Raw genomic sequence first — 26,334 nt, forward strand, 5'->3', positions numbered from 1 at the left:
TTTAGAACTTAAGAGTATAACTTGCACGATACTCACGACCGTAGTTGTTATATAGATCAGCGTTCTCAAACTTTCCATCAGGAGAAAGAACTGGATCTTCATCAGTTAGGTTGTTAATACCTAGTAAAATCGAACCATAATTACCGGCATCATAAACATAACTAATGTTATGAATTAACCATGAATCCAATTTACCTTGTTCTGCATCATCTTCAAAATAGAATGTAGATGAAGTGTAATTCATATTCCAAGATAAACTATGATCACCCATGTGATAATTAGTTGTGAATACAGACTTGTAATCTGGCTGACCGTTCCAACCTGATGTATCACGCGACTCAGCACCACCATCAACTTCTTCGGTATAATCAAGAACAAAACTATTTGTCCAATTAAAACCGATGTCACCGATATTAGTTTCAAATTTCGCGTTTAACGCAACGTCGATACCGGTAATTTCTAGGGTATTAGCATTGCTATAACCAGTACCGACTTCATATGCAGAACCAATTGTTTGACCTGCAGCTGCTGGATCACGTTTTACATAGAATGTATTACTGGTCGCTAACGTACCATCATTAATACCAGACATTACACCGGTAATAGAGCGTTGAGCAATTACGTCATCAATGTTTAGATTAAAATAATCAACTTTTAAACCAACATCATCGATAATATCCCATGCTACACCGAAGTTAACGTATTGAGATGTTTCTGGACCAAGTTCTTTGTTTGCACTGATATAAGTGTCAAATTGTCTTTCGGTACAAGGTGTCCCTGTTGCTTCACAGTATGGTTTATCAATACCATCTTCAGCACTGTATGTAGTTGCTGCAAATAGTTGGTCCAATGCTGGAGCACGGAAAGCTTCTGAATATGATGCACGTACAACAACATTTTCAAGTGCTTGCCAGCGTATAGCTGCTTTAGGTGCAATGTTATCACCAAAGTCACTGTAATCATCGTAACGAGCCGCTAAGTTTAATTCAATGTCATCTGTTAACGGCAATACCGCTTCGTAGAACATTGCCCACACTTGACGATCGCCTGCTGCGGAGTTACCAGCACTACCACCGATTAAACCTGCTTCTGACTGAGCGTCATACACTTCGCTAAACTGTTGGTCAAAATATTCTAAACCTACATAATGAGCTACAGAACCACCTGGTAACTCGAAGGCATCAAAACCAATACCAGCATTGTATTGATCAAATATCGCACTACCTTGTGTTAAGGTTGTGGCTTTCATATTATTGATGCCAGCTTCAGAACCTAAGTCAATACCATTTGCTTGGTTATAAGCAAGACCTGAATAACTTAAGTAATACTCACCGATAGATTTGTTATCGGCAATGTTGTGGTGGTAGTAAACTTCCCACTCTGCATCATTAAGCGCACTGATTGTACCACGTAAACCAGTTAGGTAATCTTGGTTGTAATCATCTACGTTCCCATCACGAGTACCGATACCAACCCAACGGAAATAACCTTTTGCTTCTACATCAAATGGGTTATGTGGGTTATCTGCTGCCATGTTATTCCAAGGCGCTGCAGGAGGTGCATAACGACCAAATGAATTGTTTTGTGTAACCATTACTCGGCCAAACCATTCTAGGTCTTCAGCGATTTCATAGTTAGCATCAACATATACCGTATTGCGATCTGTAGATGCTTTGTTATATGACACGTTACCATATGCATACATACACAAATCTGAACCAGCACCAAATGCATCATCACCACGTACTTGTTTAAATACATTATCACCATATTCAGCAGCTAAATCACCACAAAGCGGAGATGGCTGATAAATGCCATCAGGACCTTTTACGCTTGCGCCATAATAACTCCAGCCATCGGTCTCAGAATATGCCTGAATAACGCCGTCACCATTTAAGTCTTCCATCCATGGTGCAGTAAAGTCACGGTCTGCATCAGCAATGCCTTTACGATCTTGATGATCAAATGCAAAAGTAATGTTACCTTTATCCATTTGATAGCCAGCAACAACCGAGAATTCTTTACTCGTTAAGCCGCCATCACGGTCACGTGAACCACCACCGACATTGAATTCAATACCTTGATAGTTCTTTTTCATGATGATGTTAACAACACCAGCAATCGCGTCAGAACCATAAGTTGAAGATGCACCATCAGTTAGAATTTCGATACGTTCAACTGCAGCCATTGGAATAGCGTTCAAGTTAGCAGATGCACCACCTAGCGTTGGTGAACCTGGGAAACGCTTACCGTCAATAAGTACTAAAGTACGGCTTGAGCCTGCACCACGTAGGTTAATAGTTGCTTGAGATTGTGCAGAACTACCTGAACGCTCAGAGAATGAACCGAAAGAGTTCAAGTTACTGTTACGAAGTGCATCAGCAACTGTAAAGTTACCTTCCATCTTCATATCTTCAGTTGTAATGGTCGTAATTGGCGAAGCGCCTTCAAGGTCAGAACGCTTAATGCGCGAACCAGTAACCTCGATACGTTCTACTTTTGCGCCATCTTCATCAGCAGCAAAAACTGCTGGTGAAGCAAATGCGGCTGCTGCTGCACCACTGATCAGTGCTAAGCGCACCGACTTAGCTAATACGTTCTTATGCATTGTCTATCTCCCTGGACTTTTTTATGTCTTTCTTATAATGCTAACAACCTTTTTAGGTGTTAGTTCAATGAGGGGATGCAACAAAAAACAATCACAACCTCTCAACTACAGATGCAATAAAATCACATTTGAAACAACTAATCAACATTTGAAAGGTCGTAAGTGCAAAAGTTAATCAAATGTAACAACTTTAACTGTTAACAAATATGAACAGGTCATTATTTTTATTATTATAAACAATGAGTTAAATTTAATTAATTATTACAGAAATATCATACGAGGCCTAAAGTAAAAAAGTTAACTATTTGTTTAAAAAAGACATTTACCCCATGGAGGTACTTTTTTATCACTTCTAGTAAACATAAAAATGTTAAGTGACAATAAATAAGGCTATGTAAGCAATTGCTTAACATTAATCGTCTAGATAAATCTTCGTTGATAGAGTTAGTCAGATTTGTGCTTCATCAAACCATGCTTGATGTCTTTACTGACTTAATTAAGGAAGGATACGAACAAAACACCATTTATGTTAGTTGACATTGGAAAACTTAAAGTTGAAGGTTTAGTGAGTTAATTTAAAGCAATAGGAGTTGATTATTTACCAGTGAGTCAAAGCTATGACCACACAGTTGTAGAATGGGCTCTGCTATGGGTTGGATTTGTTTACAAATGTAGTATTCATAATCAATATTTTGAGGTTTTGCTTCTATGGTTTGTGCACCTGTGAGCGTCATTATATATCGAATCTGTTGTCCCTTGCGGGTAACGCTTACATCTCCGAGTAGTTCGGCAAGCTGTTTCGCGGCTTTAACATGGGGTGACGACTTTGCGGTATAATCTTCAACATTGCGTCTTAATCGTTTTTTAAAGATAAGTTCATTGTCTCGAGCACCACACTTAATTGCCGCGAGCTCATTACTCAAAAAATCAATGACATCCTCGCCCTTGAAAAATAATTCATATAAATGGTACTGCATCCTTCTTGCAATAGGGCTCCAATCACTTCTCACTTGCTCCATACCTTTAAAAGTCAGAGTTAATTGTTGCTGATCATTTGACATCGCGCCGACATAACGCTTTTTACTGCCTTCATCCGAGCCTCTTAAAGTAGGCATAATAAATTGTTCAAAGTGGGTTTCAAATTCCAACTCAAGATAACTGTCTAATTGATATTCTTCTACACACCATTCAAGCCAACGTTGGGTTATTGATACTGATAGGTGTTTACCAACCGCTTGGATATCTTTAATACCATGATTACCCCCTAACCAGACAAAGGTAGAGTCGGTATCACCGTAAATCACTTGATAGCCGCACTCTTCTATCCATTGCTTTGTGAGTTTCATAATTTGATGACCGCGCATGGTAATCGAACTGGCTAACTTAGCGTCATGAAATACACAACCTCGTGAGCCTAGTACGCCATACAATGAGTTCATAATAATTTTTATCGCTTGTGATAACGGCGCATTTCTATCTCGTTTGGCCAGTTCTCTTTGCTCTGCAAGGCTGGCAACTAATGCAGGTAAAATAGGCGATTTCCGACTAAATTGAGCACCTAAATATCCAGCCACTGTCGTTGCATCACCTTTTACTTCACTAGCGTAAAGCCCCTCAACTAAGCCTTTAGGATCGATAAGGAATGTTCTAATAATCGACGGATATAGACTTTTAAAATCTAATACTAAAACATCTTTATAATAACCTGGTATAGAAGACATAACATATCCACCAGGGCTTTCTAAGCCTTGGCTAGCGGGTTGTGCAGGTGCTACAAAACCACTTCGATGTAAGTGAGGCAGATACAAATGATAAAATGCCGCAATCGATGCACCCACTCGGCCGAACTCCAAACCCGTTAACTTAGCACGTTCAATAGCAAAATCTAACAACTGTGTTTTTTCAAAAATATCCCACACTAGCCGGCAGTCTGTAATATTATAAAAAGCCAATGCATTTTTATCTTGTTCAAATAAATGGGTAATTTCTTGGCCACGATTTTCTACATGATCAATGGCTTTACCTTCAGATAATAATTGCCGTGATACAGACTCTAACGAAAAACTATCAAACTGATAAAATGCCGCTTTAAGCCAATCAATACCATCCAACACCACGCGCCCAGGTAAAGAGAGTGTTTCAGGCCTATATTTATCGGCAATTTTCCAGCTCAGTTCGGTATGTCCTCTACCAATTAATAATGGAATTTGATGTAAAACACAGCGTTTGAACAACAAGGCTAAATCAAAGGTCACTACTGCCCAACCGATAATAATATCGGGATCATAGTCGCTAAACCACGCTATTAAATGATGTATCAGTTCAATCTCATTTTGTACCCAAACGATAAAATCATGACATTCTGCTTGCGGTTCGCCCACCATAAACACACATTGATAATCGGCACCATATAAACCAACCGAATAAAGTTCCCCAGTAAAACTACACTCAAAATCCAGTGAAACCATTTTTAATGGGATATCTACTAGTTCGTTGCTGGGCATTTTTCTGGCCCGATTAATCGATAACAAAGGAATAGTTGAAGTTGGATTACGCTCTTGATAATGGCCTGAGCATTCAATATCTAAGGCGATAAACCGTTCAATTAGGTAGCGTTGCTCAGGCCTAATATCGGCTTCAAATAAGGTAATACCGATATCACTAGCAATACGACCAAGTAATTTCAATTGAGTATTTGATTTAAGATACAGCGCACTGATAGGTTCATGTGCAAAACTCAGCAATGATATTGTCTCAGCCTTAAGAGCAAAACCGACTTTTTGACTTAATTGATCCACATCTTGCTGACGACAGAAACAGATCACTTCACTGTGATATAGTTCAGCTAATACAGGTCCTTCAGCGGTTTTGATATAATACTGAAGGACTAATTTTCCATGCCGATAAATAGCATGGCGAGTTAATACTCGTCCCTTCACATGGGTATTAGTCATTGGATAATCTGTTGGCTTCACAACGGGTTTGAATTCCTGCACAAGTTTACTCAATTTGATTTATTACTTCGTGGCATGCTAATTCACTGTTATTATGTACAGCATAATTCAGTCTATGTAGAAATCATACTTCCTATGCTACCGGATAACATAAAAAGTCAAATTCGCACCATTTACAAAGAAATTGCAGCCTCTATGCCGCAATTTCGTTCTCGTCGCGAACAAAACTATATGGTAGCTGAAATATCCAAAACCTTAGCGGGTGAGTATGACAAAGACCGTCGTATCATTGTGGTTGAAGCAGGTACCGGTATTGGTAAATCCTTGTCTTATATCTTAGGTGCAATCCCTTTAGCCATCTCGAGTAAAAAGAAAGTCTGTATTGCTACTGCAACCGTGGCACTTCAAGAACAATTACTCCATAAAGATCTACCTCATTTTTTACAACAATCAGGTATTGAGTTTAAATTTGGTTTGGTAAAAGGTCGTCAGCGCTACGTATGTTTAGCCAAGCTTGAAGCCATGATCGGGGCACAAGACAGCTCGCAAATAGCCATGTGGCAAACTAAACCCGACCAAAGTCAAATTAACGAATTACAAAAATTGCATCAAGATTTTCATCAAAAACGCTGGAATGGTGAAATTGATACCTTAAAGCACCCTATCCCTGATTTTTTGTGGCAGCAAATTTGCTGTGATAAGCACAGCTGTCATCGTCAAGTATCGGCGCACCATAATTGCCCGTTTCATAAAGCCCGTGAAGATGTCGACACTTGGGATGTACTCATTGTTAACCACAGTCTGCTATTTGCCGATTTAGAACTTGGCGGCGGCGTCATTTTACCAGAACCAGAAGACATGTTTTATGTTATCGACGAAGCTCATCACTTACCTATTGTCGCCAGAGATTTCTCCAGTGCTCAAGCCACACTTCGTGGAGCATGCGATTGGTTAGAAAAAGCATCGAAGACCTGTTCTAAGTTACAAAATCAACTAAAAACCACTCATATCATTGCCCCTGTACAAGCAATGCTTGATCACACCACAGAGTTAACCAATTTACTGACTCAGGTTGCTCATTTCTGTGATACCCAACCGCAGTTATTCGCTAACCCTGAATCCAGACTTCGTTTTGAACATGGCCAATTGCCTCAATCATTATTAATACAGGCAGAAAATCTTGCCACAGCATCAGGTTCAGCAGTAAAGCAATTTAACAAAGTGGTATCAGTATTAACTGAAGCAATAAAAGATGGTGAAGTGCCTAAACACCAGTCAGAAGGGTTGTTATCAGAAACTGGATTCATTTTACAACGGCTGGATAATTTACATAAGTTGTGGAAGATGATGGCTAAAGAAGACAGTAAAAAAGGCGCGCCAATGGCACGTTGGGCTGAATTAATTACTGGTAAACAACAAGATTATTTATTTTGTTCATCACCTATAGAAGTCGGTTTTATGCTTGAATCTATGTTATGGCAAAAAGCCGCTGGAGTGGTGTTATGCAGCGCAACGCTTCGAGCCTTAAACAGCTTCAACCATTTTGCTCATCAAGTGGGATTATCAATGAATGATGGTAGTCGTTTTTTGGCCTTGTTATCCCCTTTCGATTACGAAAATAATGCGACTTTATTTATACCTCAAATGGTGTGCGAACCGACTGACGATAATTACACCACCGAACTAGCACAACATATTGTGACACTCATCGATGGTGAAATGGCCACATTAGTGCTGTTTGCTTCATATTGGCAAATGGATAAAGTGGTTGAGCTAGTTGAAGGTAAAATCCCTAAAGATCAGCTTTTTGTTCAAGGCGCTATTCCGCGTCAACAGATATTAGAACAACACAAAAAACGCTGTGATGACGGTCTACCCAGTGTTATTTTCGGTACTGGCAGTTTTTCTGAGGGGCTTGATTTACCAGGTGATTACTTAACAAACCTAATCATAACCAAACTGCCGTTTGCCGTCCCAACCTCACCAGTAGAACAAGCTCACGCAGAATACTTAAAAGTAAAAGGTGGTAATCCTTTTTTACAGCTGACAATTCCTGACGCTTCACGTAAATTAGTCCAAAGTTGTGGCCGACTGTTACGAAAAGAGCAAGATTATGGTCGAGTTACCATTTTAGACCGTCGTTTGGTCACTAAACGTTATGGCAAATCATTAATTGATGCCCTTCCTCCTTTTAGACGTGTTATTGAATAGGTATTGAGTTGGATTTATTATTAGACCCTAGCCATTGGGCTATATTAGCGGTCATCGGTATACTTGCTGGTTTTATTGATGCCATTGTTGGCGGTGGTGGACTTCTGTCTATTCCAGCATTACTAACGGTTGGAATCCCACCACATTTAGCATTAGGAACCAATAAGTTAGCAGCATGTTTTGGTTCTCTTACATCGAGCTATACTTTTTATAAACAACATCTATTTAACCCTGCATTATGGAAAGCATGTTTTTTTGCCACTCTGGTAGGGTCTATTGCAGGTTGTGGTTTAGTATTTCTAATTGACCCACTATGGCTAGACAAAATACTACCACTACTGATCATTAGCATTGCGATTTATACCTTATTTAGCCCCAAAGCGATGGGGGACAAAAATACTATCGCTCCAAAATATCGCTCACCCAAATACAAGCAGATTAGCCAAGGTTTTATTTTGGGCGGATACGATGGATTTGCAGGGCCAGGAATTGGTGCTTTTTGGACAGTATCGTCTATCTCGCTGCATAAACTGCCTCTATTACACAGCTGTGGATTAGCTCGAGTGATGACCGCGGTGAGTAATATCACAGCGCTCATTATCTTTGCATCAATGGGACAAGTGCAATGGATACTCGGCTTATGGATGGGAATATGCATGATGGCAGGTTCATTTATTGGTGCAAGAAGTGCAATTAGATTTGGGATACCTTTTATTAAGCCAATATTCATTATTATGGTATTGTCGATAGCAGTCCATCTTACGTGGAGTGCATGGGCATGAACACCCAACAATTGGTCTCGATGTTAAAACAACAGCTCGCGAAACTTGAACAAGACGCATTAATACACGACCAGAATTTAGCGCCTTCACAACGGCAGTCTTTACAAGAAATCGAACGCTTTAACAGTCAACTATTTGCCCAACAAGGAGCCCAACTTAGCCCTTGTATCACCCAGTTACGTCAAGACATTAAACAACTCGAAAAACAGCTTTATCTTAAGTTGGGTGGTAATGTTATCCAACTCAGTTGCGATCGTATTCAAGACCGATTTAGTGCGTTACGCAGAGCATTACTGACCACTCACATCAATCTTAAATCTGAACAACAGCGCAAAGCCAGTAACCGTGCCCGATATGCAAAAAAACAACAACAAGCAATACAAGACAGTGGATTTGGTTGGATAGCCAGCAATGTGATGCAAAACAGCCATCAACTCTATGCTGAACTCAATAAACATTTAAATTGGGCAAAAAAAATAGAGCAAAAAATACAACAAATGGAAGCATCTCTTGAATTCTGTCATAGTGATGACAAAATAAAACTGCAAAATGATATTCTTTCTATGCACCGTCGGTTAGGAAAGTGTAAACAAGCAACCAGTTATATTGAAGAGCGTATTCAACTTTTTGAACGACCTCGCCAAAGTTACCCACGTTAAGGAGCAACAATGAAATCTTTATTTACCACAAGTGCGCTTTTGGCATTTTTAACATCATCGTCAGTATTAGCAGCTAATTTAACCATTCCAATGTCATTTGAGTACCTAGCACTTGATGGTGCAGAAGTTGAAACCAGTATGTTCAGCCATCAATCAGATTTAGCGTTAACCAATGGTGTCCATAAAATTGCTGTTCGTTATCATGATGTGATTGATGATTCCTTTAGTGACAGTCAATCTTTTGTAAAATCAACGCCTTTAATTGTGACGTTAACGGTTGATGGCGATCATCAATATCTATTACAACCCGCTGATGGCGACATCATTAAGAATCCAAAAGCATTCGCAAAAAAACCACAAATCAGCATTAAACGCCAAGATAATGCTGCGGTAACTTACAATGTAGAACAAACTAATTTTACTGAGAACTCATTTATAACTAGTCTGTTTAACAATAAAAACCAGCATGATATTGAAACCTTATCAGCTTCAGCTACGGGTGACGGCAGTCAACCGATACAAGCATTAGCAGTCAAATCAGATATTGAATCTGCTACGATGAGTGCACCTATTATCGCAACTGTGCCAGCAGCAGTGCCAGCAGCAACGGCTCAAAAGCCGACTCCAGCACAAGCAGAACAAATGCTGCAATATTGGTGGTTACAAGCCGATGACAAAACCCGTAAAGAATTTATGGGCTGGGCAATAAAACAACTGTAATGTCTCTATCGATCCCTTTTGTTTACCACGCCAGCTATTCACAGCTGGCGTTACCTAGCACCCATCGTTTTCCAACCACTAAATATCACAATTTATACCAGCACGCGCTCAAACAACAATTATTGTTTGAGCAATATCGCCATACGCCTACACCGATATCGAAAGATACGCTCTATACAGTGCATTGCCCGCAATATGTCGAGCAATTTATCAATGGTGCCTTAGACCATAAAGCCCAAAGACGTATTGGTTTTCCATGGAGCCAAGAGTTAGTTACCCGCACTTTACACGCTGTAAATGGCACCCGTTTGTGCGCTGAATTGGCGCTTGACCATGGAATCGCGGTTCATTTAACTGGTGGTTATCATCATGCACACTATGATTTTGGCAGTGGTTTTTGCATTTTTAATGACTTGGTCATCGCAGCGAGATCAGCCATTGACTCAGGAAGAGCAGACAAAGTACTTATTTTTGATTGTGATGTTCATCAAGGTGATGGAACAGCGACACTCACCCAAGGCAACCCAGACATCATTAGCTGCTCTATCCACTGTGCGCAAAATTTCCCATCCCGAAAGCAACAATCTGATCACGATATTGCTCTGGATAAAGGTTGTACCGATAAACAATATCTTGAACATATACAACAAATATTACCTTACCTGATTCGCATTCATCAGCCAGATCTGATCATATATGATGCAGGGGTCGACATTCATCAACATGATGACCTTGGATATTTCGCCATTTCGAATCAAGGTATTCTCGCTAGAGATAAACAGGTAATATCGATAGCAAAAATGCATGGCATCCCACTTGCAGCAGTAATAGGGGGAGGCTATAGTCGTAGTGAAGAAGAATTAACAATCCGACATAGCCAATTGTTAGTTGCGGCCAATGAATTATGGGCATCACAGTATTAGGCAATACAAAACCAACAATAATGCACCACTAAATTAAACAACCATCTCGGCATTTAAGCTGATGTCGATAAACTAAACTGTCTCAATGGAGCGTAATAATGCAATTAGAGATCCGAAACTATTATGAAGTTCTATTAATGGAAATGCTGCGAGATGAAGGCTTAATGGAAGAATTGCCAGAAGAATACTTAGCGGATTTATGCTGCGTCACATTGAATCAGTTACCCGTCAGGTACATTCGCCATTTAGTTGACACGTATTTTTTCGAAAATTATCAAGAATTAAAACAGATGAAAACTGAGATCAGTGAAGCACTTGAACGTTCAAGGCAATTCCTCAAAGCAAACTTGCAAAAACGCTTAAAGGAAGAAGCTGAGCTCGCAGCCGAACAACAGTAATTTAATCAGCATTAGCTGATATTTTACGGGATATTGAATGAATATATGTTAAACCAGTATTAGCTATGTTCATTTAATGAATAGTTCATTCATATAACATGGATATGTTTTGATTTGAGTTTTGAATTAATACGGTGAAATCATACGGGGAATATTGGAGGTTCCCCTAGAGCCACACCCCGGCACACGAGTCACTTGCTGCGGTTGCTCCCTTCCAGGCCTGGCCGAGTTCACAAGTTATCGTTGCGGGGGGACCCTAGGGTCACCATTGACTTCTGAATCATAAAATACAAAGCTTATGTGTCAGAACGGGGCGATTATCCCCTAACCCATTGGCTGGATCAAGCCTTTATCTTAATAAGTTTTCAATCCTCTACCTAACTGCGCAATACTTAACCTTAACGGGGAATACTAGATGGAATAAGGGGTGGGATAACAGATAGGTTAATCGACATAAATCGAACTATTCACAAGTAATGTATGCCAAACACACTATTTATGTTGTCAATAATACAAATTCAGACGTGAATCATTAATCTATTGAAAATAAATACATAGCCAGATGAAATAGAAAACAGCCTTTAGATAATCGTTTATAACATCGAGCACGAATGCTGGTGCAAGTTAACATCACATGTCGTATTCGAGAATATGCTAATAACAATATTAACATCTTGGAACTGTCCTATTTATCCCAGTAATACCGGCAGATCTTCATCAAGCAACGTTACCCATAAAGGAATAGTCAGATCTTAGTCACAACTCTAGACATAATTCAATGAGTAAGTGGCCAAGGTTAGCTAACATTAGATTTGAATAAAATCCGCACACTTATAACCAGTAGTGAATGCGAGATAACAAAAAAATGCAGGGAATACATGATGAATACAATAACAGTTAGTCCCGCTGCAAAAGCGGTATTGAATGCAGGGCTTATTGCTCTAGCATTATCGGGTTGTGGAGGCAGTGATGGTACCAATGGCGAAGATGGGCCAGATGGTATTATTGGTGTAAACATAGATGCGACATCAACCCTAAAAGCGACCTTTACCGATGCAACCGTAGTCGATGGAAAAGTCAGTGTTGGCTTTATCCTTAAAAATGCCAATGGTGTTGCGGTATTGGGACTAACAAAAGATCATGACCTTCGTTTTGGTATTGCGCAATTAACCCCAGTTACCGAAATGGTCGGAACTGATGGCACTACAGTTGAAGTAGATCGTGGTTATCAATGGCAGTCTTATATCAATACAACAAAACAACCTAATGCAACTTGGATCCCTGATGGTGAAACCAATATCGCTCCTTCTGCACAATTTCAGGCTGAAGTTGAGGCTGCATCAAAATGTGCTGACTGCTTAGTCGATAATCTAGATGGTTCATACTCGTACACCTTTCAAACCAATATTGCTCAAGTCACAGAGCCGTTAAGCATCACTTATCAAGCCGACGACACCCAGCGCATTACATTGGAATTAAAACAGCCATTAATCACAGCCAATGCTCATTACGATTTTCAACCTTCAACTGGCTTAACCGAAGATATTGCAACGCGCGACATCGTCTCGATCAATGCTTGTTATACCTGTCACCAACCAGAAAGCTTAGCATTGCACGGCGGTCGTCGAATCGATCTTGAAAACTGTGCATCATGTCATACCGCAACATCTGGTGATCCTGAAACCGGTAACAGTGTTGATTTTACCTACATGATCCATGCTATTCATAAAGGCCAAGACCGCGTAACCAGCACAGCTGACGGCAATGTTGCCGCACCTTATAAAGTGATTGGCTATGGCGGTGGAATACACGATTACGGTAACGTGATGTATCCGCAAAAACCTGCTGCCGATTGCAGTGCATGTCACGTAGAGGGCACGAACGCTCCCAAAGATGCCGCCCTGTTTAATGCTAATAAAAGTAATACTGCTTGTATTGCATGTCACACAGAATTAGCGTCTCAACAACATGTTGGTGTCGGCACAAATTGTACTTCATGCCATGTTGAAGAAGGCTATGGTCGCAGTGCAAAAGAAGCTCATGGCGATGTCATGAAAGCCTATAACGAAACACAAGCAATGAGCGCCGTATTCAGTGACGTAATTGTCACTGCAGATGGAAAATTCAGTACTACGGTTAAATTTACCGATGCTTCAGCTAATGTTATTGCAGCGGAATTTATCGACCAAGGTAGCCGCATCGTTATGGCGTGGGACAGCGACAAAAACTATCCAGCGTATCAAGATGCCAGTTACAGTAATCGTCGTATTAAATTAAGTGAAGGTACCGCCAACACAGATAATAGCTGGACCTTAGTTTGGGATAAGATCACCTTACCAACAGATTATGTGGGTAAAACATTTGAGCTATGGTCAGCAGTTGCAGCCTGTTTTAACTATGGTGGTTACGGCAGACCGGAAGTTAAACTAACGGCTTGTAGTACTGATGATGTCCAAAAAGTGGAAATTAAAAGTAGCCCATTCCATTTTGTTATGGCTGCAAGTGCAATAGACACTAGCCAAACCACTGCTACACGTAGAAACATTATCAACACAGAAAGCTGCCAAGGTTGCCATAACCAAGAGGTGTATCACTATGACAATGGTGTCAATTGCCAAACCTGTCATACCGCTGATAAGACCCTTAGGAGTGATGACACTTACCCTGGTGGCAAAAAATCGACCAGCTTTGCCTTTAAAGCACACAGCGCTGAAGGTCATTACCTAAAATATGCCGGTGTTGAATCTGGAACCGTGTTGAAAACCGATTGTAAAACCTGTCATACCGCTGATGGGATCCAACTTGGTAGAGCCACTGACAGAGTATGGCGTTATGGCGATATCGAAACAGGCGCTGATGTATGGATGTCATCAGATACTGGAGCATGTTTAAGTTGTCATCAAAAGTATCGTACTGATGCCACCGTGTCACATATTGAATCTAACGGCGGTATAGTAGATGGAATAAGTGAGGAAGATGCTCGTAATCGTGCATCGGAAATATGTTCTACCTGTCATACCGTAGATCGCGTCACTAAAACACATGGTTTTTAAGCTACACAAATAAACAACCTTGGCGTTTTATCCATCAAAGACCTTAGTTTATAACTAAGGTCTTTTGTTATCCGAACAATCTTCCCCCGCTAAACTCCGTATTTTATATACCCCTTTATTAATAGGCTGATCATCATCACACAATTACGTTCGTTTTAAAGACGAGTTGCTGTTTGTAAAGTAATCTTAGTGTTGGGAAAATTAATTCCAACATCAACTTAACTGAATAAGATAATTGCAGAACATACTGCCAGTGAGTTAGATGGATGACCTTTGCAGGGAAAATATGATGAATAAAAAATACACAAAAATGGCATTGTTACTTGCTATGTCAGCATCAATGACACTGGTTGGTTGTGGCGGAGGCGATGATGGTGAAGCTGGTAATCCAGGTAATCCTGGTGGCGAGCCTGCTGAAGCGATTAAGACACTAAACTTAGATATCACTAAAGTCACTTATCAAGACAGCAAACCGACTATTGAAGTATTTGCGACCAATGAAAAAGATCTCCCTGTAGCAGGTCTTAAAGACTTTGAAATTAAAAAAGTCGTCCAACTCATTCCAGCTGGCGCAAGCGGTGCAGGTAATTCAGCCCAATGGCAATTTATTGGCTCCGAAAAAGCTTTTACCGACCATGGTAACGGCAATTACAGTTTCACAGTCAATGTTGAAGGGTTTAATCCTGAGCTAACCCAACGTTATAATGTAATTGCAAGTGCATCAACCTTGCAAGACGGCGTTACCGGAGTGCCGCGCACTGAAATTACCGAAGATTTTGACGGTGAAGGATTCGAGGCTAAATACACTAAAAACATCGTTAACACCGCCACTTGTAATACCTGTCATGCAGAAGGTGAAAGCATTTATCATAGCTACACTGATTTAGAAACCTGTACATCATGTCATACCAATGAATTGGCTATTGAAAAAGGCAAGGTTCAAGATGAGTTCAGTCACTTAATTCATAATGTTCATAACAATGCCAAAATGTATGGACGCAACTTAGACAAGAGTGCAGAAACAGCGCATGCGATAGTGCAAGATAATTGCACCACTTGTCATGTTAATTCAGAACAACTGAGCGAATCGAACAACTGGTCTCGTATTCCAACCATGGAAGCCTGTTCAAGTTGTCATACCGACATTGACTTTAAAACGGGTCAAGGTCATCCGCAACAAGTCGATAATTCAAATTGTATAGCTTGTCATAATGCAAGTTGGACAGAAGAGTTGCACACAACTTCGTATACTCAGAAAAAAACATTTATCGATTTATACGGAATGACAGCAACATTAACGGCTAATAAATCAAGCGCTGAAGACAAATCAGCGACCCTATCGGTAACAATTTTAGATGCTAATGGTACGGCCATTGACGCAACAAGCTTAGTCAGCAAAATTCAACGCGTTGAAACCATTACGAACGTCGGACCTAACTTCCCAATTATGGGATATAACCCTAGCCCAGGCAGCGGTTTAGCAAAAATCAGTAAAGACTTTATCAAAGCGGGTCTGTTACAAGCAGATGTAATCATTGAATCAGGTAACTTGGTCTATAACATTGCATCTCTGCCATTTGGTGCTGGCGATACAGATACTGCCTTTAGCTTTATTGGTCTTGAAATGTGTAACGATGGTATTCAAGCCATTGATTGTGTCGATGGCGTAGCAACTACCAGTATGAAAGCCGAATTCACAGTAGGTACTTTCTCTGGTAATGCGCCTAGCTATCGTCACACTGACTCGGTCAATTTTGGTTCATGTGATAATTGCCATGGCGACACCTTCGAGTTACATAAAGGACACCATGCTGGTTTTGTGATGTCAGAACAATTAGCTCGTGAACTTAATGGTGAAGTTACCATAGGTTTAGATGGTTGTGTTGCTTGTCATACGCCAGATGGCACTTATGCTTCTGGTGCTAATCAAGGTGCCATTGAAATGAAATTGCACAGTGTTCATGGTGAACAAGGCATTATCAAAGACTGTACTCAGTGTCACAGCGACTTTAATCTTGATGCATTCAAAGTTAAAGGTGCACTTGCTACGTCGCAAGGCCTTTATACAACACCTATCACTGCAACGTGCGCATCTTGTCATGGATTTGACACGATTTCGCAGCATGCACAAAGTCAAGGTGCGGTTGTTAATGGTAGCTATCAAGAAGCCAATGATGCTGCGCAGTTAGAAACCTGTTTCTTCTGCCATGCACCCACCATTGAAAACCACACACAAGTGAAGCTTTAATTTGTCCATTGAGAGAGAAGCCCTGCTTCTCTCTCATGCTATGGCTTACGTAATCAACTTGTTGATCATCAAAATGGACAAATTAGGAAGTCTACTTATGAAGACCACACATTCAATAAATACCTTATTTTTAGCCCTGCTCTGCCTTACTGCATCGACGCTGTTTATGTCGAGTCATGTACAGGCGGCAAAGTGGGATGCCAGCATGACACCGGCAGAAGTTGAAGCTACACTCGATAAAAAATTCGCCGAGGGGAAATACTCACCAAAGGGTGCCGACACTTGTTTAATGTGTCATAAAAAATCAGAAAAGGTCATGGACTTATTCAAAGGTGCTCATGGCGCAATTGATTCATCAAAAAGTCCAATGGCTGGATTACAGTGCGAAGCGTGTCATGGTCCACTAGGTTCACATAATCGTGGTGGTAAAGAGCCAATGATTACCTTTGGCCCAACTTCAACACTCGCTGCAGACAAGCAAAACAGTGTATGCATGAGCTGTCATCTCGACGACAAACGCGTGGCATGGGACAGTAGTCATCACGCCAATGCCGATGTGGCATGTGCATCTTGTCATAGCATACATGCTGAACATGACCCAGTACTGTCAAAGCAAACAGAAGTCGAAGTATGTACCACTTGTCACACTAGACAAAAAGCAGACATGAACAAGCGCACCAGTCATCCAATGAAATGGAATCAAATGACCTGTAGCGACTGCCATAATCCACATGGCAGTTTGAGCGATTCAGATCTTGTTCAGCCAACAGTCAATGAAACGTGTTATTCATGTCACGCTGAGAAACGCGGCCCAAAGCTGTGGGAGCATGCACCCGTCACCGAAAATTGCGTCAATTGCCATAATCCACACGGTTCTGTGAACGATGCAATGCTCAAAACTCGTGCGCCACAACTGTGTCAGCAATGTCATGCGAGTGACAATCACACAAGCAACGCTTATCTAGGTAACACTGATATGGGTTCAACAGTAAATGGTAATGCCTTTACTGGTGGTCGTAGCTGCTTAAATTGTCATAGTCAGGTGCATGGTTCTAACCATCCGTCTGGTAAGTTACTGCAGCGCTAAGGAGATTATATTATGAATACTAAATTGAACCTCATTACCTTAGCGTTACTCACTAGTACCAGCTTTAGCCTGATGGCTGATGGTTATGGCCTAGCCAATGCTAAAACCGACAACATTAAATATGATGCTTGGAATTGTAAGGCTTGTGCTGTCGAAACTGGTACCACTGGAAATGTCGGTGTCGGTATTGGTTACAACAGCGAAGACGATATTAACTCAGCTAACGCCTTTAATAGCAGTAATCAAACTGCTGGCAAAATTGATGCCGATATAAAGTATCGCGGTGACAATGGCTACCAAGCAAAAGTCGTCGCAAATAACATGGGCATGGACAATGGCCGTATGGAAATAGATGTCGGTAAACTTGGATTGTATCGTCTTAATCTAGGCTATCGCTCCATTGCGACGTATCAAAGCAACAATGCATTAAGCCCTTATCAGAATATCGGCAGCGATAATCTTACTTTAGCGGATAATTGGGTAACGGCAGGTTCAAGCGCAGATATGCCAATGCTTTATAGCAGTTTAACCCCATTTGAATTATCGCTTAAACGTGAACGTGCCGGTCTTGGGTTTGAATATCAAACAGAATCACTGTTCACAACCTACGTTAATTTTCAACGTGAAGAGAAAACCGGAACCAAAGTTGCTTCTGGCAGTTTCTTCAACCAATCAATGATGTTGGCAGAGCCTGTTGATTACACGACAGACATCTTAAACGCTGGGATTAAACTCCGTGGTGATAACTGGTTTACTAGCATAAACTACAATGGTTCAGTGTTTAGCAATAACAATCAACAGCTTGGCTTTGACAGTGCCTTTAACCCTACGTTTGGGGCGCAAAGTCGTGGTTACATGGCGCTAGACCCAGATAACGAGGCCCATACTATTTCACTAATGGGCCAATATAATGATTCCATTACCAGCTTAAGTGGTCGTTTGCTCTTGGGCCAAATGACTCAAGATCAGCAATTAACTAGCATAGGTTATGGTTATTCATTACCGGCAGATTCTATAGATGCGAAAGTTGATATCACCGGCATGACACTTAAAGCGGTGACCAAGCTCAACCGAGCATGGCGTCTCACTGGCAGTTATGATTATAACGACAGAGAAAACAACACCCAAATCGAACAATGGACCCAAATTAGTATTAACGATGTTACTGGCAAAGTGCGGTACAACACCCCATACGATCTCACTACCCATAACGCTAAATTATCAACTGACTATCGAATCAATCATGGTTTAAAACTCGATGCGGGTTATGATTTCAAACGAGATGAACGCAGTAATCAAGGTAGAGAAACCACTGACGATAATAACGTCTGGGCACGTTTACGGGTCAATAGTTTTGACATGTGGGATATGTGGCTTAAAGGTAGTTTGAGCAAGAGAGATGGTTCAGAATATAAAGCATCAGAATCGTCATCTGCAGAACAAAATCCGTTGCTACGTCGATACTATTTGGCCGACCGTGACCGCACTCAAATAGAGGCGCGCTTTAACCATAGTCCACTTGATAACTTGAACGTCGATTTTGGGGTTCGCTATGCATTGGATGACTATACAAATACGCAAATAGGCTTAACTGAATCAAAAGACACAAACTACGATATTAATCTGAGCTACATGATTAATGACGATATGAATGTTAATACATTTTATAATCATCAAATCATCAAGTCCGCTCAATCTGGCAGTGCCAATTTAAGTATAGCGACTTGGCAAGCCGATATTGAAGACACTGTCGATGTTGTTGGCGCAGGCTTAAGCTACAACAATTTAATGGACAGTCGTTTGCGCTTAGGTTTGGATTATACCTACTCAGACTCAGACAGTAATACCCAAGTAAGACAAGGTATTAGTGGCGATTACGGTGACTATTTTGCCAAAGTGCATAATATTAATGTGTATGCACAATATCAAGCCACCGAAAAAATGGCCTTGCGTATAGACTACAAAATGGAAAAATATCTTGATAATGATGACGCCAATGATATTGAGCCAGATACCATTTGGAATGTCATGAGTTTTGGCAATTTACAGCATGACTACACTGCACACATGATCATGCTCAACGTAAATTATAGTCTGTAAGTGAATTAACCGTTATATAACGGAGCCGTTCACAAAAAAAATAACGCCAACCTTATCTAGGTTGGCGTTTTTATATCATTTGATTTAATGACGTTTGGACACAAAAACAGTCGCTAACATCCTATTGTATAAAAAACTTGCAATCACACCAGATTTAACATTATATTAACAAGGTGAATAGCTTGTGATTGAAGTTTGGGCAAAAGGATGTTGCCCCCCATTTTACATTGTTCATCCTACAACCCTATTGCCTGTTCAAGACTCCCTCTTACTTTTTAACCTCTAATGCATTTAAGCATCAACCTCCTCCCAATACTTAGCCAACATCAGGTATCATTCAGTACCAATATTTATTACCTAGAGAAATTCATGTTTCAAATTGATACGCTAATTGCTGCTAAAATTGTCGACCGAACCATGAAAATTATTGGGCATAATATCAATGTCATGAATGCTCAGGCGGTGATATTAGGTTCAGGCGATATCGATCGAATTGGCACTGTACATGAAGGCGCACTATTAGCTATCAGCCAAAATCGCAATGTTGAAATAAGCCAAGCCATCGCTTCAAACTTACATGGCGTCAAACCTGGGCTAAATTTACCATTACATTACCATGGCCAAGTGGTTGGCGTTATCGGTATCACTGGCGAGCCAGACACATTAAGCCACTATGGTGAACTGCTTAAGATGACAGCAGAGATGATTGTCGAGCAAGCAAACTTGCAAGAGCAATTACAGTGGCAAAATCGTCAAACAGAGGAGTTTATTTCGCAACTCATTCATGCCAATGAACAAGACTTACCTTCTTTACAACAATGGGCATTGCAATTGGGTATCGATTTAAGCGTGCCGAGAGTGGCTGCCATCATTGAACTCGATAGTAATAACCCACTATATCAACAAGACAATCAAGCATTAAAACAAGTACTGTATTTATTACAAAATCCTGTACGCGATAACTTAATTGCGATGACATCACTCACTCAATTAGTGATTTTAAAACCGGCGTTTTTAGATGGTAAGCAATTTGACCCAGAGCTTGAAAATCAACGCATCAACAAATTGCTCAAACGCTTACCCGCCAATATGCAGCTTAGCCTGCATATTTCATTGGGGCATTATTTCGGTGGTGAACTCGGTATTAGTTACTCTTATCGTACCGCTAAAGAAACGTTAGATATTGGCAAAAAATTACATCCAACAAAAACCAAATATTTATACCAAAACTACAGCTTACAAGTGCTGTTATCAGGACTGCGGCACCACTGGCGAGGTAATGCGCTTGCCGGGCCGTACCTAAAACTCATTGAAGTCGACAATAACCAGCAATTGCAAAAAACACTTGCCGCTTATCTAGATCACATGGGAGATATCCAAGCCTGTGCTAACAGTTTGTTTATCCATCGAAACACACTGCGTTATCGACTCGATAAAATTCAAACGATTACCAACATTGACCTACGCAGTTTTAATGGATTACTGAGTTTATATTTAGGCCAGTTAATTCACCAACCCAGCACCTAGCTGTGCGTGCGCACAAATTTAGTGTCAGCTTGCTTATTTATTAGTGCAAACGCACAGAGTAATTTATGGGTAATGGTTTACTATGATGAATACTAAACCACCCCTACAATAATAAATAACGAGTACTCTATGGGACTAATATTGATCTTACTCGGCGTAATAGCCTTTATCGTCATCGCCACCTCTAAATTTAAACTCCACCCTTTTTTAACCCTCATTTTAGCGTCGTTCCTCACCGCATTTGCCTATGGCTTACCTAGCAATGAAATCGCCAAAACCATCACTGGCGGTTTCGGTGGTATTTTAGGTTATATCGGCTTAGTCATTGTGATCGGTACCATTATCGGTACCATTCTCGAAAAAAGTGGTGCAGCCATTACCATGGCAGATGTAGTGATTAAACTGTTTGGTCAACGGTTCCCAACGTTAACAATGTCAATGATTGGTTACTTAGTGTCGATCCCTGTTTTTTGTGATTCAGGTTTTGTGATTTTAAATTCATTAAAACAGTCAATGGCAAACCGGATGAAAGTGTCTCAAGTTGCCATGAGCGTCGCCCTAGCAACTGGGTTATACGCAACTCATACCTTTGTGCCGCCAACCCCAGGTCCTATTGCTGCGGCGGGTAACCTTGGTCTTGAATCACAACTTGGACTCGTTATTGCTGTCGGTGTGTTTGTTGCTGCCATTGCCGCTTTTGCCGGTATGTTGTGGGCCAATCGTTTTGCCAATGAGCAACCTGACGGCGAAGGCGCCGATGAACTGAATCTACAACAAGAAGATTTTGATGATCTAAAGAAAACCTATGGTGAATTACCTAGTCCTACCAAAGCATTTGCGCCTATTTTTGTGCCTATCATTTTAATCTGCTTAGGCTCGGTGGCTAACTTCCCTTCAAAACCACTAGGTGAACAAGGCTTATTCGATTTATTAGTATTCTTGGGCCAACCTGTTAACGCCTTAATGATCGGCTTATTTTTATCATTATCACTATTAAAAAGTAACCAAAAAATCAAAGAGTTTAGCGATCGTATCAGCCAAGGTTTAGTGGTATCAGCGCCTATTTTATTAATCACCGGGGCTGGCGGCGCATTTGGTGCGGTATTAAAAGCCACCGAGATTGGCGCATTTTTAGGTAGCAGTTTATCCGCTTTAGGTGTGGGCATTTTTATGCCATTTATCGTGGCAGCCGCACTCAAATCAGCACAAGGTTCATCTACCGTGGCATTAGTCGCTACCTCAGCGTTAGTGGCACCATTACTAGGCGATATTGGTTTAGCCTCAGAAATGGGCCGAGTGTTAACTGTAATGGCAATTGGTGCGGGTGCGATGACAGTCTCACATGCAAACGATAGCTTCTTCTGGGTGGTAACTCAATTTAGCCGCATGAGCGTCAAGCAAGCGTATCGAGCTCAAACAATGGCGACTTTAGTCCAAGGTGTCACGGCGATGATTACCGTTTATCTACTGAGTTTATTTTTACTGTAAATTATTAATCAGAGTCTTATATGAAAATCGTTATTGCACCAGATTCATTTAAAGAAAGCTTAAGCGCACTTGAAGTAGCTAATGCCATCGAAGATGGATTTAAACAGGTATTCCCAAACGCGCAATATTATAAGGTGCCAATGGCCGACGGCGGTGAAGGTACTGTGCAAGCGATGGTCGATGCCACCCAAGGACAGATTATTAATCTTACTGTCACTGGGCCTTTAGGTTTACCTGTAAACGCATTTTATGGCGTGTTAGGACAACTAGATGAGGATGGAAACCAAACTGCAATAATCGAAATGGCTGCGGCATCAGGTTTACACCTGGTGCCATCCGCTCAACGTAATCCATTATTAACCACCAGTTTTGGTACTGGTGAGTTGATTGCCGATGCATTAGACAGAGGCATAAGACACATCATTTTAGGCCTAGGTGGCAGTGCGACTAACGATGCCGGCGCTGGCATGATGCAGGCCTTAGGCGTAAAACTCAGTGATATAACTAATACTCCATTACCTTTGGGTGGTGCAGCCCTAGCCACATTACATTACATCGACATGCAATTATGCCATCCAGCCATTAAGGAGTGCGTGATTGAAGTGGCGTGCGACGTCGATAATCCGTTATGTGGACCGCGAGGCGCCAGTGCTATTTTTGGTCCACAAAAAGGCGCTACAAACGAGATGGTTGAGCAACTTGACTTCGCTTTGGGGCATTTTGCTCATGTCATTAACCAACACCTTAACCAACCAATTGATGGACACTGTCAATTGCACCCTGGGGCTGGTGCTGCTGGTGGTATGGGGTTTGGCGTAATGACAATGTTAAATGCAACCTTAAAACCTGGGGTCGATATTGTCACAAAAAGCGTTAAGCTGGCACAACATTGTCTTAATGCTGATCTCATTATCACCGGTGAAGGTCGAATGGACGGTCAAACCGTATTTGGTAAAACCCCCATGGGAGTATTGAATGTCGCCAAACAACAGAATATTCCGGTAATTGGCATTTCAGGATGCCTTGGTAAAAATGCAGATGTTATTTTAGCCGAAGGTATGCACGCTATTTTCCCTATCATTCCTGCGTTGCAGCCCTTAGAGCAAGTATTGTCTGAAGCTCAGGTTAATCTAACCAATACCGCGCGCAACATTGCTGCAATCATGTCACTTTCATTTGCGAGTAAGTAATCATATCCAACACAAATGCCTTACCACATTTGTGTTGGATTATTCATATCAACATCTTTCATCTTCTGAATAACCGCAGCTAATCCGTAGTAATAACACGATAAATGCTTGAAGCGGAACCAGCCATACAGTAAAGTTAGCACCCTCATTTCGTCCTGAAGGTGCAGCGTTAATCGTAAAGCACCCGTCAATGCTATCAGGATGAAGTTTTCATCATTACGGCAAGCAAAATGACCTCGAAAATGACCCGTCAAGCAAACGCTTCAGAAGACAGTTTACTGCGAATTTTTACCGCCCCTGAAGATTCAACCTCGACGTTGAGCATTATTGAGCAAAAGCTATCTCAAGACCTCGCAGGTTTTTTAGGTAATAGTATCGCCGCACTGGAAAAACCACTTTCAGAAATTGAAACCGACTTTAGCGCCTATCAGATCCCGACAGATCCCAAGTTCGTTTCTGATTATGCCGACGAAATAATGCAAAACCTAGTCGCTCATTCAGTCCATACTTCAGCACCCAGTTTTATTGGACACATGACCTCGGCCTTGCCTTATTTTGTGTTACCACTGTCAAAAATGATGGTCGGGCTAAACCAAAATTTAGTCAAAATTGAAACATCCAAAGCCTTTACTCCATTAGAACGCCAAGTGTTAGGCATGATGCATAATTTGGTGTATCAGCAATCTGATGATTTCTATCATCAATGGATGCACAGTGCTAACCACTCACTCGGGGCATTTTGCTCAGGTGGCACCGTTGCTAATATCACCGCACTGTGGATTGCCCGAAACCGGCTGCTACAACCACGCGGCGATTTTAAAGGCGTCACCCGCGAAGGAATGACGAAAGCATTGCGCTTTTATGGCTATGATGACCTTGCTATTTTAGTGTCAGATCGCGGTCATTACTCTTTGGGTAAAACTGCCGACTTGCTGGGTATTGGCCGAGATAACATCATTAGCATCCCAACAGATGAGCATCATAAAGTCGATGTTGCCGCCATGCGAGATGCAGCAGAAAAGCTGGCACAACAAAATATTAAAGTGATGGCCATTGTCGGTATCGCTGGCACAACTGAAACAGGCAATGTGGATCCCTTAACTGAATTAGCAGCGTTAGCCAGCGAGCTAAATTGCCATTTTCATGTCGACGCTGCCTGGGGCGGCGCGAGTTTATTATCTAAAAAATATAGCCACTTATTGAAAGGCATCGAATTAGCTGACTCCGTCACTATCGATGCTCATAAGCAAATGTATGTTCCAATGGGCGCCGGTATGGTGCTATTTAAAGATCCTGAACTGGCTAAAGCCATAGTGCACCATGCTGAATATATTCTACGGGTAGGTTCAAAAGACTTAGGTAGTCAAACGCTGGAAGGTTCGCGCCCTGGGATGGCAATGCTAGTGCATGCTTGTCTTCAGATTATTGGCCGTGATGGCTATGAAATTCTCATTAATAACAGCCTAGAAAAAGCCCGTTACTTTGGCTCAATCATCGACCAACATGCTGACTTTGAGTTAGTCACCGCACCGGAGTTATGCTTGCTGACCTATCGCTATGTACCTAAATCGGTGCAAGCCATACTCACTACAGCTCTAGCCAACCAAGATAGCGTTTTAGTTGCATCAATCAATGAACTACTCGATGGACTGACACAATTTATTCAAAAGCATCAACGCGAACAAGGTAAATCGTTTGTGTCACGCACACGTATTAAACCGGCAAAATACTTACGCCAACCAACGACAGTATTTCGTGTGGTACTGGCCAATCCGTTGACCAGTCATCAAATATTGCATGATGTGCTCACCGAGCAAGTCGAAATTGCAGCTTTAGACAGCGAATATTTACCGCAACTACTCGCCTTATAGGCCGGACTTATCTATATAGAGTCTATTTAACTTTATGTTTATCTGCATAAGAACATGATAAAGGTTAATGAACTAGCTCATATTTCGACAAAAGTGGATTTAAGATAGGCCTACGGCCACTAACGTCGTGGCGCTTCGCCCACACCAGACCAAGAGGAAACCAACGGCTGTTCCCTCTTGGAACTCCCAGCCGCCCCGCAACATTTTCTGAAAAACGAAAAGTCGCCATGGGGTCAGATTTAACTTTGACCTACATTTGCAGACTGCTTCGGCCTTATTCGAAAATGCTATCGCTTCCGATAGGCCATCCATGGCCAACGAAAGCTAGCCTGACGTCCTGTCAGGCTCACGCTATTTTCTTCAACGGCCTCAAGTGCAGAGTTGAATTTATAAAACTTTAAGCAAAGCTAACTTATTTTTGGACATTTCCGAGTTAGAACATTAATTCTAATTCGTGAGTTTCAGGTTAAAATTTCTATGTGTAACGCCCGCATAAACAGCGGAACAATTTTGGA

16 protein-coding genes and 1 other RNA gene are annotated in these 26,334 nt (G+C 41.3%); 14 read left to right on the plus strand and 3 right to left on the minus strand.

Going from position 1 to position 26,334, the window contains the following annotated elements:
* Position 1 precedes the first annotated feature (1 nt).
* Positions 2-2,608, minus strand: coding sequence for a TonB-dependent receptor domain-containing protein (locus tag EGC86_RS13355; protein WP_123777866.1), 2,607 nt, complete (start codon positions 2,606-2,608; stop codon positions 2-4).
* Positions 2,609-3,183: 575 nt separating this feature from the next.
* Entirely contained in the window at positions 3,184-5,562 is a 2,379-nt protein-coding gene (locus EGC86_RS13360) for a DNA polymerase II (protein ID WP_123777936.1), read from the minus strand.
* 135 nt (positions 5,563-5,697) lie between these two features.
* On the opposite strand from EGC86_RS13360, the gene dinG reads away from it, so the two are divergent.
* From dinG to EGC86_RS13390, 6 genes are all read left to right on the plus strand, one after another.
* Positions 5,698-7,773, plus strand: a complete 2,076-nt coding sequence (gene dinG, locus EGC86_RS13365; protein WP_011638080.1) for an ATP-dependent DNA helicase DinG — start codon at positions 5,698-5,700, stop codon at positions 7,771-7,773.
* A gap of 8 nt (positions 7,774-7,781) precedes the next feature.
* Positions 7,782-8,555 carry a TSUP family transporter gene (locus tag EGC86_RS13370; RefSeq protein WP_123777867.1) on the plus strand — a complete coding sequence of 258 codons (774 nt, stop codon included), beginning with the start codon at positions 7,782-7,784 and terminating at the stop codon, positions 8,553-8,555.
* Positions 8,552-9,214 carry a primosomal replication protein gene (locus tag EGC86_RS13375; protein ID WP_011638082.1) on the plus strand — a complete coding sequence of 221 codons (663 nt, stop codon included), beginning with the start codon at positions 8,552-8,554 and terminating at the stop codon, positions 9,212-9,214. The genes EGC86_RS13370 and EGC86_RS13375 overlap by 4 nt, the downstream gene beginning before the upstream one ends.
* Before the next feature lie 9 nt (positions 9,215-9,223).
* On the plus strand, positions 9,224-9,934 hold the full coding sequence (locus EGC86_RS13380; RefSeq protein WP_123777868.1) for a DUF2057 domain-containing protein: 711 nt from the start codon (positions 9,224-9,226) through the stop codon (positions 9,932-9,934).
* Positions 9,934-10,857, plus strand: coding sequence for a histone deacetylase family protein (locus tag EGC86_RS13385; protein ID WP_123777869.1), 924 nt, complete (start codon positions 9,934-9,936; stop codon positions 10,855-10,857). Before EGC86_RS13380 ends, EGC86_RS13385 begins: the two co-directional genes overlap by 1 nt.
* A gap of 98 nt (positions 10,858-10,955) precedes the next feature.
* Positions 10,956-11,255: a late competence development ComFB family protein gene (locus EGC86_RS13390; protein ID WP_123777870.1), complete on the plus strand. Its 300-nt coding sequence runs from the start codon at positions 10,956-10,958 to the stop codon at positions 11,253-11,255.
* A 163-nt stretch (positions 11,256-11,418) separates the two neighbouring features.
* On the opposite strand, the gene ffs is transcribed toward EGC86_RS13390, so the two are convergent.
* Positions 11,419-11,515: signal recognition particle sRNA small type (gene ffs, locus EGC86_RS13395), an RNA gene on the minus strand.
* A 618-nt stretch (positions 11,516-12,133) separates the two neighbouring features.
* Between ffs and EGC86_RS13400 the strand changes: the two genes are divergently transcribed.
* The 8 genes from EGC86_RS13400 (at position 12,134) to panP (ending at position 25,819) form a co-directional block, all read left to right on the plus strand.
* A complete protein-coding gene (locus EGC86_RS13400) occupies positions 12,134-14,308 on the plus strand; it encodes an OmcA/MtrC family decaheme c-type cytochrome (protein ID WP_123777871.1) in 2,175 nt (724 codons plus the stop codon).
* A 286-nt stretch (positions 14,309-14,594) separates the two neighbouring features.
* A complete protein-coding gene (locus tag EGC86_RS13405; protein ID WP_102036320.1) occupies positions 14,595-16,556 on the plus strand; it encodes an OmcA/MtrC family decaheme c-type cytochrome in 1,962 nt (653 codons plus the stop codon).
* A 97-nt stretch (positions 16,557-16,653) separates the two neighbouring features.
* The gene (locus EGC86_RS13410; RefSeq protein WP_011638088.1) at positions 16,654-17,643 is read left to right on the plus strand and encodes a DmsE family decaheme c-type cytochrome; all 990 of its coding nucleotides are present in this window, start codon (positions 16,654-16,656) and stop codon (positions 17,641-17,643) included.
* Positions 17,644-17,655: 12 nt separating this feature from the next.
* Positions 17,656-19,743 carry an MtrB/PioB family decaheme-associated outer membrane protein gene (locus tag EGC86_RS13415; RefSeq protein WP_123777872.1) on the plus strand — a complete coding sequence of 696 codons (2,088 nt, stop codon included), beginning with the start codon at positions 17,656-17,658 and terminating at the stop codon, positions 19,741-19,743.
* A 369-nt stretch (positions 19,744-20,112) separates the two neighbouring features.
* Complete coding sequence (locus EGC86_RS13420; RefSeq protein ID WP_123777873.1) at positions 20,113-21,270, plus strand: sugar diacid recognition domain-containing protein; 1,158 nt, start codon at positions 20,113-20,115, stop codon at positions 21,268-21,270.
* 129 nt (positions 21,271-21,399) lie between these two features.
* Positions 21,400-22,758, plus strand: a complete 1,359-nt coding sequence (locus EGC86_RS13425; RefSeq protein ID WP_123777874.1) for a GntP family permease — start codon at positions 21,400-21,402, stop codon at positions 22,756-22,758.
* 20 nt (positions 22,759-22,778) lie between these two features.
* Positions 22,779-23,948, plus strand: a complete 1,170-nt coding sequence (locus EGC86_RS13430; protein WP_123777875.1) for a glycerate kinase — start codon at positions 22,779-22,781, stop codon at positions 23,946-23,948.
* Between the two features lie 230 nt (positions 23,949-24,178).
* Positions 24,179-25,819 carry a pyridoxal-dependent aspartate 1-decarboxylase PanP gene (panP, locus tag EGC86_RS13435; RefSeq protein WP_123777876.1) on the plus strand — a complete coding sequence of 547 codons (1,641 nt, stop codon included), beginning with the start codon at positions 24,179-24,181 and terminating at the stop codon, positions 25,817-25,819.
* The last annotated feature ends 515 nt before the right edge of the window (positions 25,820-26,334 follow it).

Origin of the sequence: Shewanella frigidimarina (assembly GCF_003797125.1) — a bacterium.
GTDB lineage: Bacteria > Pseudomonadota > Gammaproteobacteria > Enterobacterales > Shewanellaceae > Shewanella > Shewanella frigidimarina.

What these genes read in the sequence shown, in the direction of transcription:
- EGC86_RS13405 (WP_102036320.1), top strand. Translation starts at nt 14,595, where the DNA reads ATGATGAATAAAAAATACACAAAAATGGCATTGTTACTTGCTATGTCA.
- dinG (WP_011638080.1), top strand. Translation starts at nt 5,698, where the DNA reads ATGCTACCGGATAACATAAAAAGTCAAATTCGCACCATTTACAAAGAA.
- EGC86_RS13355 (WP_123777866.1), bottom strand. Translation starts at nt 2,608, where the DNA reads ATGCATAAGAACGTATTAGCTAAGTCGGTGCGCTTAGCACTGATCAGT.
- EGC86_RS13375 (WP_011638082.1), top strand. Translation starts at nt 8,552, where the DNA reads ATGAACACCCAACAATTGGTCTCGATGTTAAAACAACAGCTCGCGAAA.
- EGC86_RS13430 (WP_123777875.1), top strand. Translation starts at nt 22,779, where the DNA reads ATGAAAATCGTTATTGCACCAGATTCATTTAAAGAAAGCTTAAGCGCA.
- EGC86_RS13385 (WP_123777869.1), top strand. Translation starts at nt 9,934, where the DNA reads ATGTCTCTATCGATCCCTTTTGTTTACCACGCCAGCTATTCACAGCTG.
- panP (WP_123777876.1), top strand. Translation starts at nt 24,179, where the DNA reads ATGACCTCGAAAATGACCCGTCAAGCAAACGCTTCAGAAGACAGTTTA.
- EGC86_RS13390 (WP_123777870.1), top strand. Translation starts at nt 10,956, where the DNA reads ATGCAATTAGAGATCCGAAACTATTATGAAGTTCTATTAATGGAAATG.
- EGC86_RS13360 (WP_123777936.1), bottom strand. Translation starts at nt 5,562, where the DNA reads ATGACTAATACCCATGTGAAGGGACGAGTATTAACTCGCCATGCTATT.
- EGC86_RS13400 (WP_123777871.1), top strand. Translation starts at nt 12,134, where the DNA reads ATGATGAATACAATAACAGTTAGTCCCGCTGCAAAAGCGGTATTGAAT.
- EGC86_RS13380 (WP_123777868.1), top strand. Translation starts at nt 9,224, where the DNA reads ATGAAATCTTTATTTACCACAAGTGCGCTTTTGGCATTTTTAACATCA.
- EGC86_RS13415 (WP_123777872.1), top strand. Translation starts at nt 17,656, where the DNA reads ATGAATACTAAATTGAACCTCATTACCTTAGCGTTACTCACTAGTACC.
- EGC86_RS13420 (WP_123777873.1), top strand. Translation starts at nt 20,113, where the DNA reads ATGTTTCAAATTGATACGCTAATTGCTGCTAAAATTGTCGACCGAACC.
- EGC86_RS13425 (WP_123777874.1), top strand. Translation starts at nt 21,400, where the DNA reads ATGGGACTAATATTGATCTTACTCGGCGTAATAGCCTTTATCGTCATC.
- EGC86_RS13410 (WP_011638088.1), top strand. Translation starts at nt 16,654, where the DNA reads ATGAAGACCACACATTCAATAAATACCTTATTTTTAGCCCTGCTCTGC.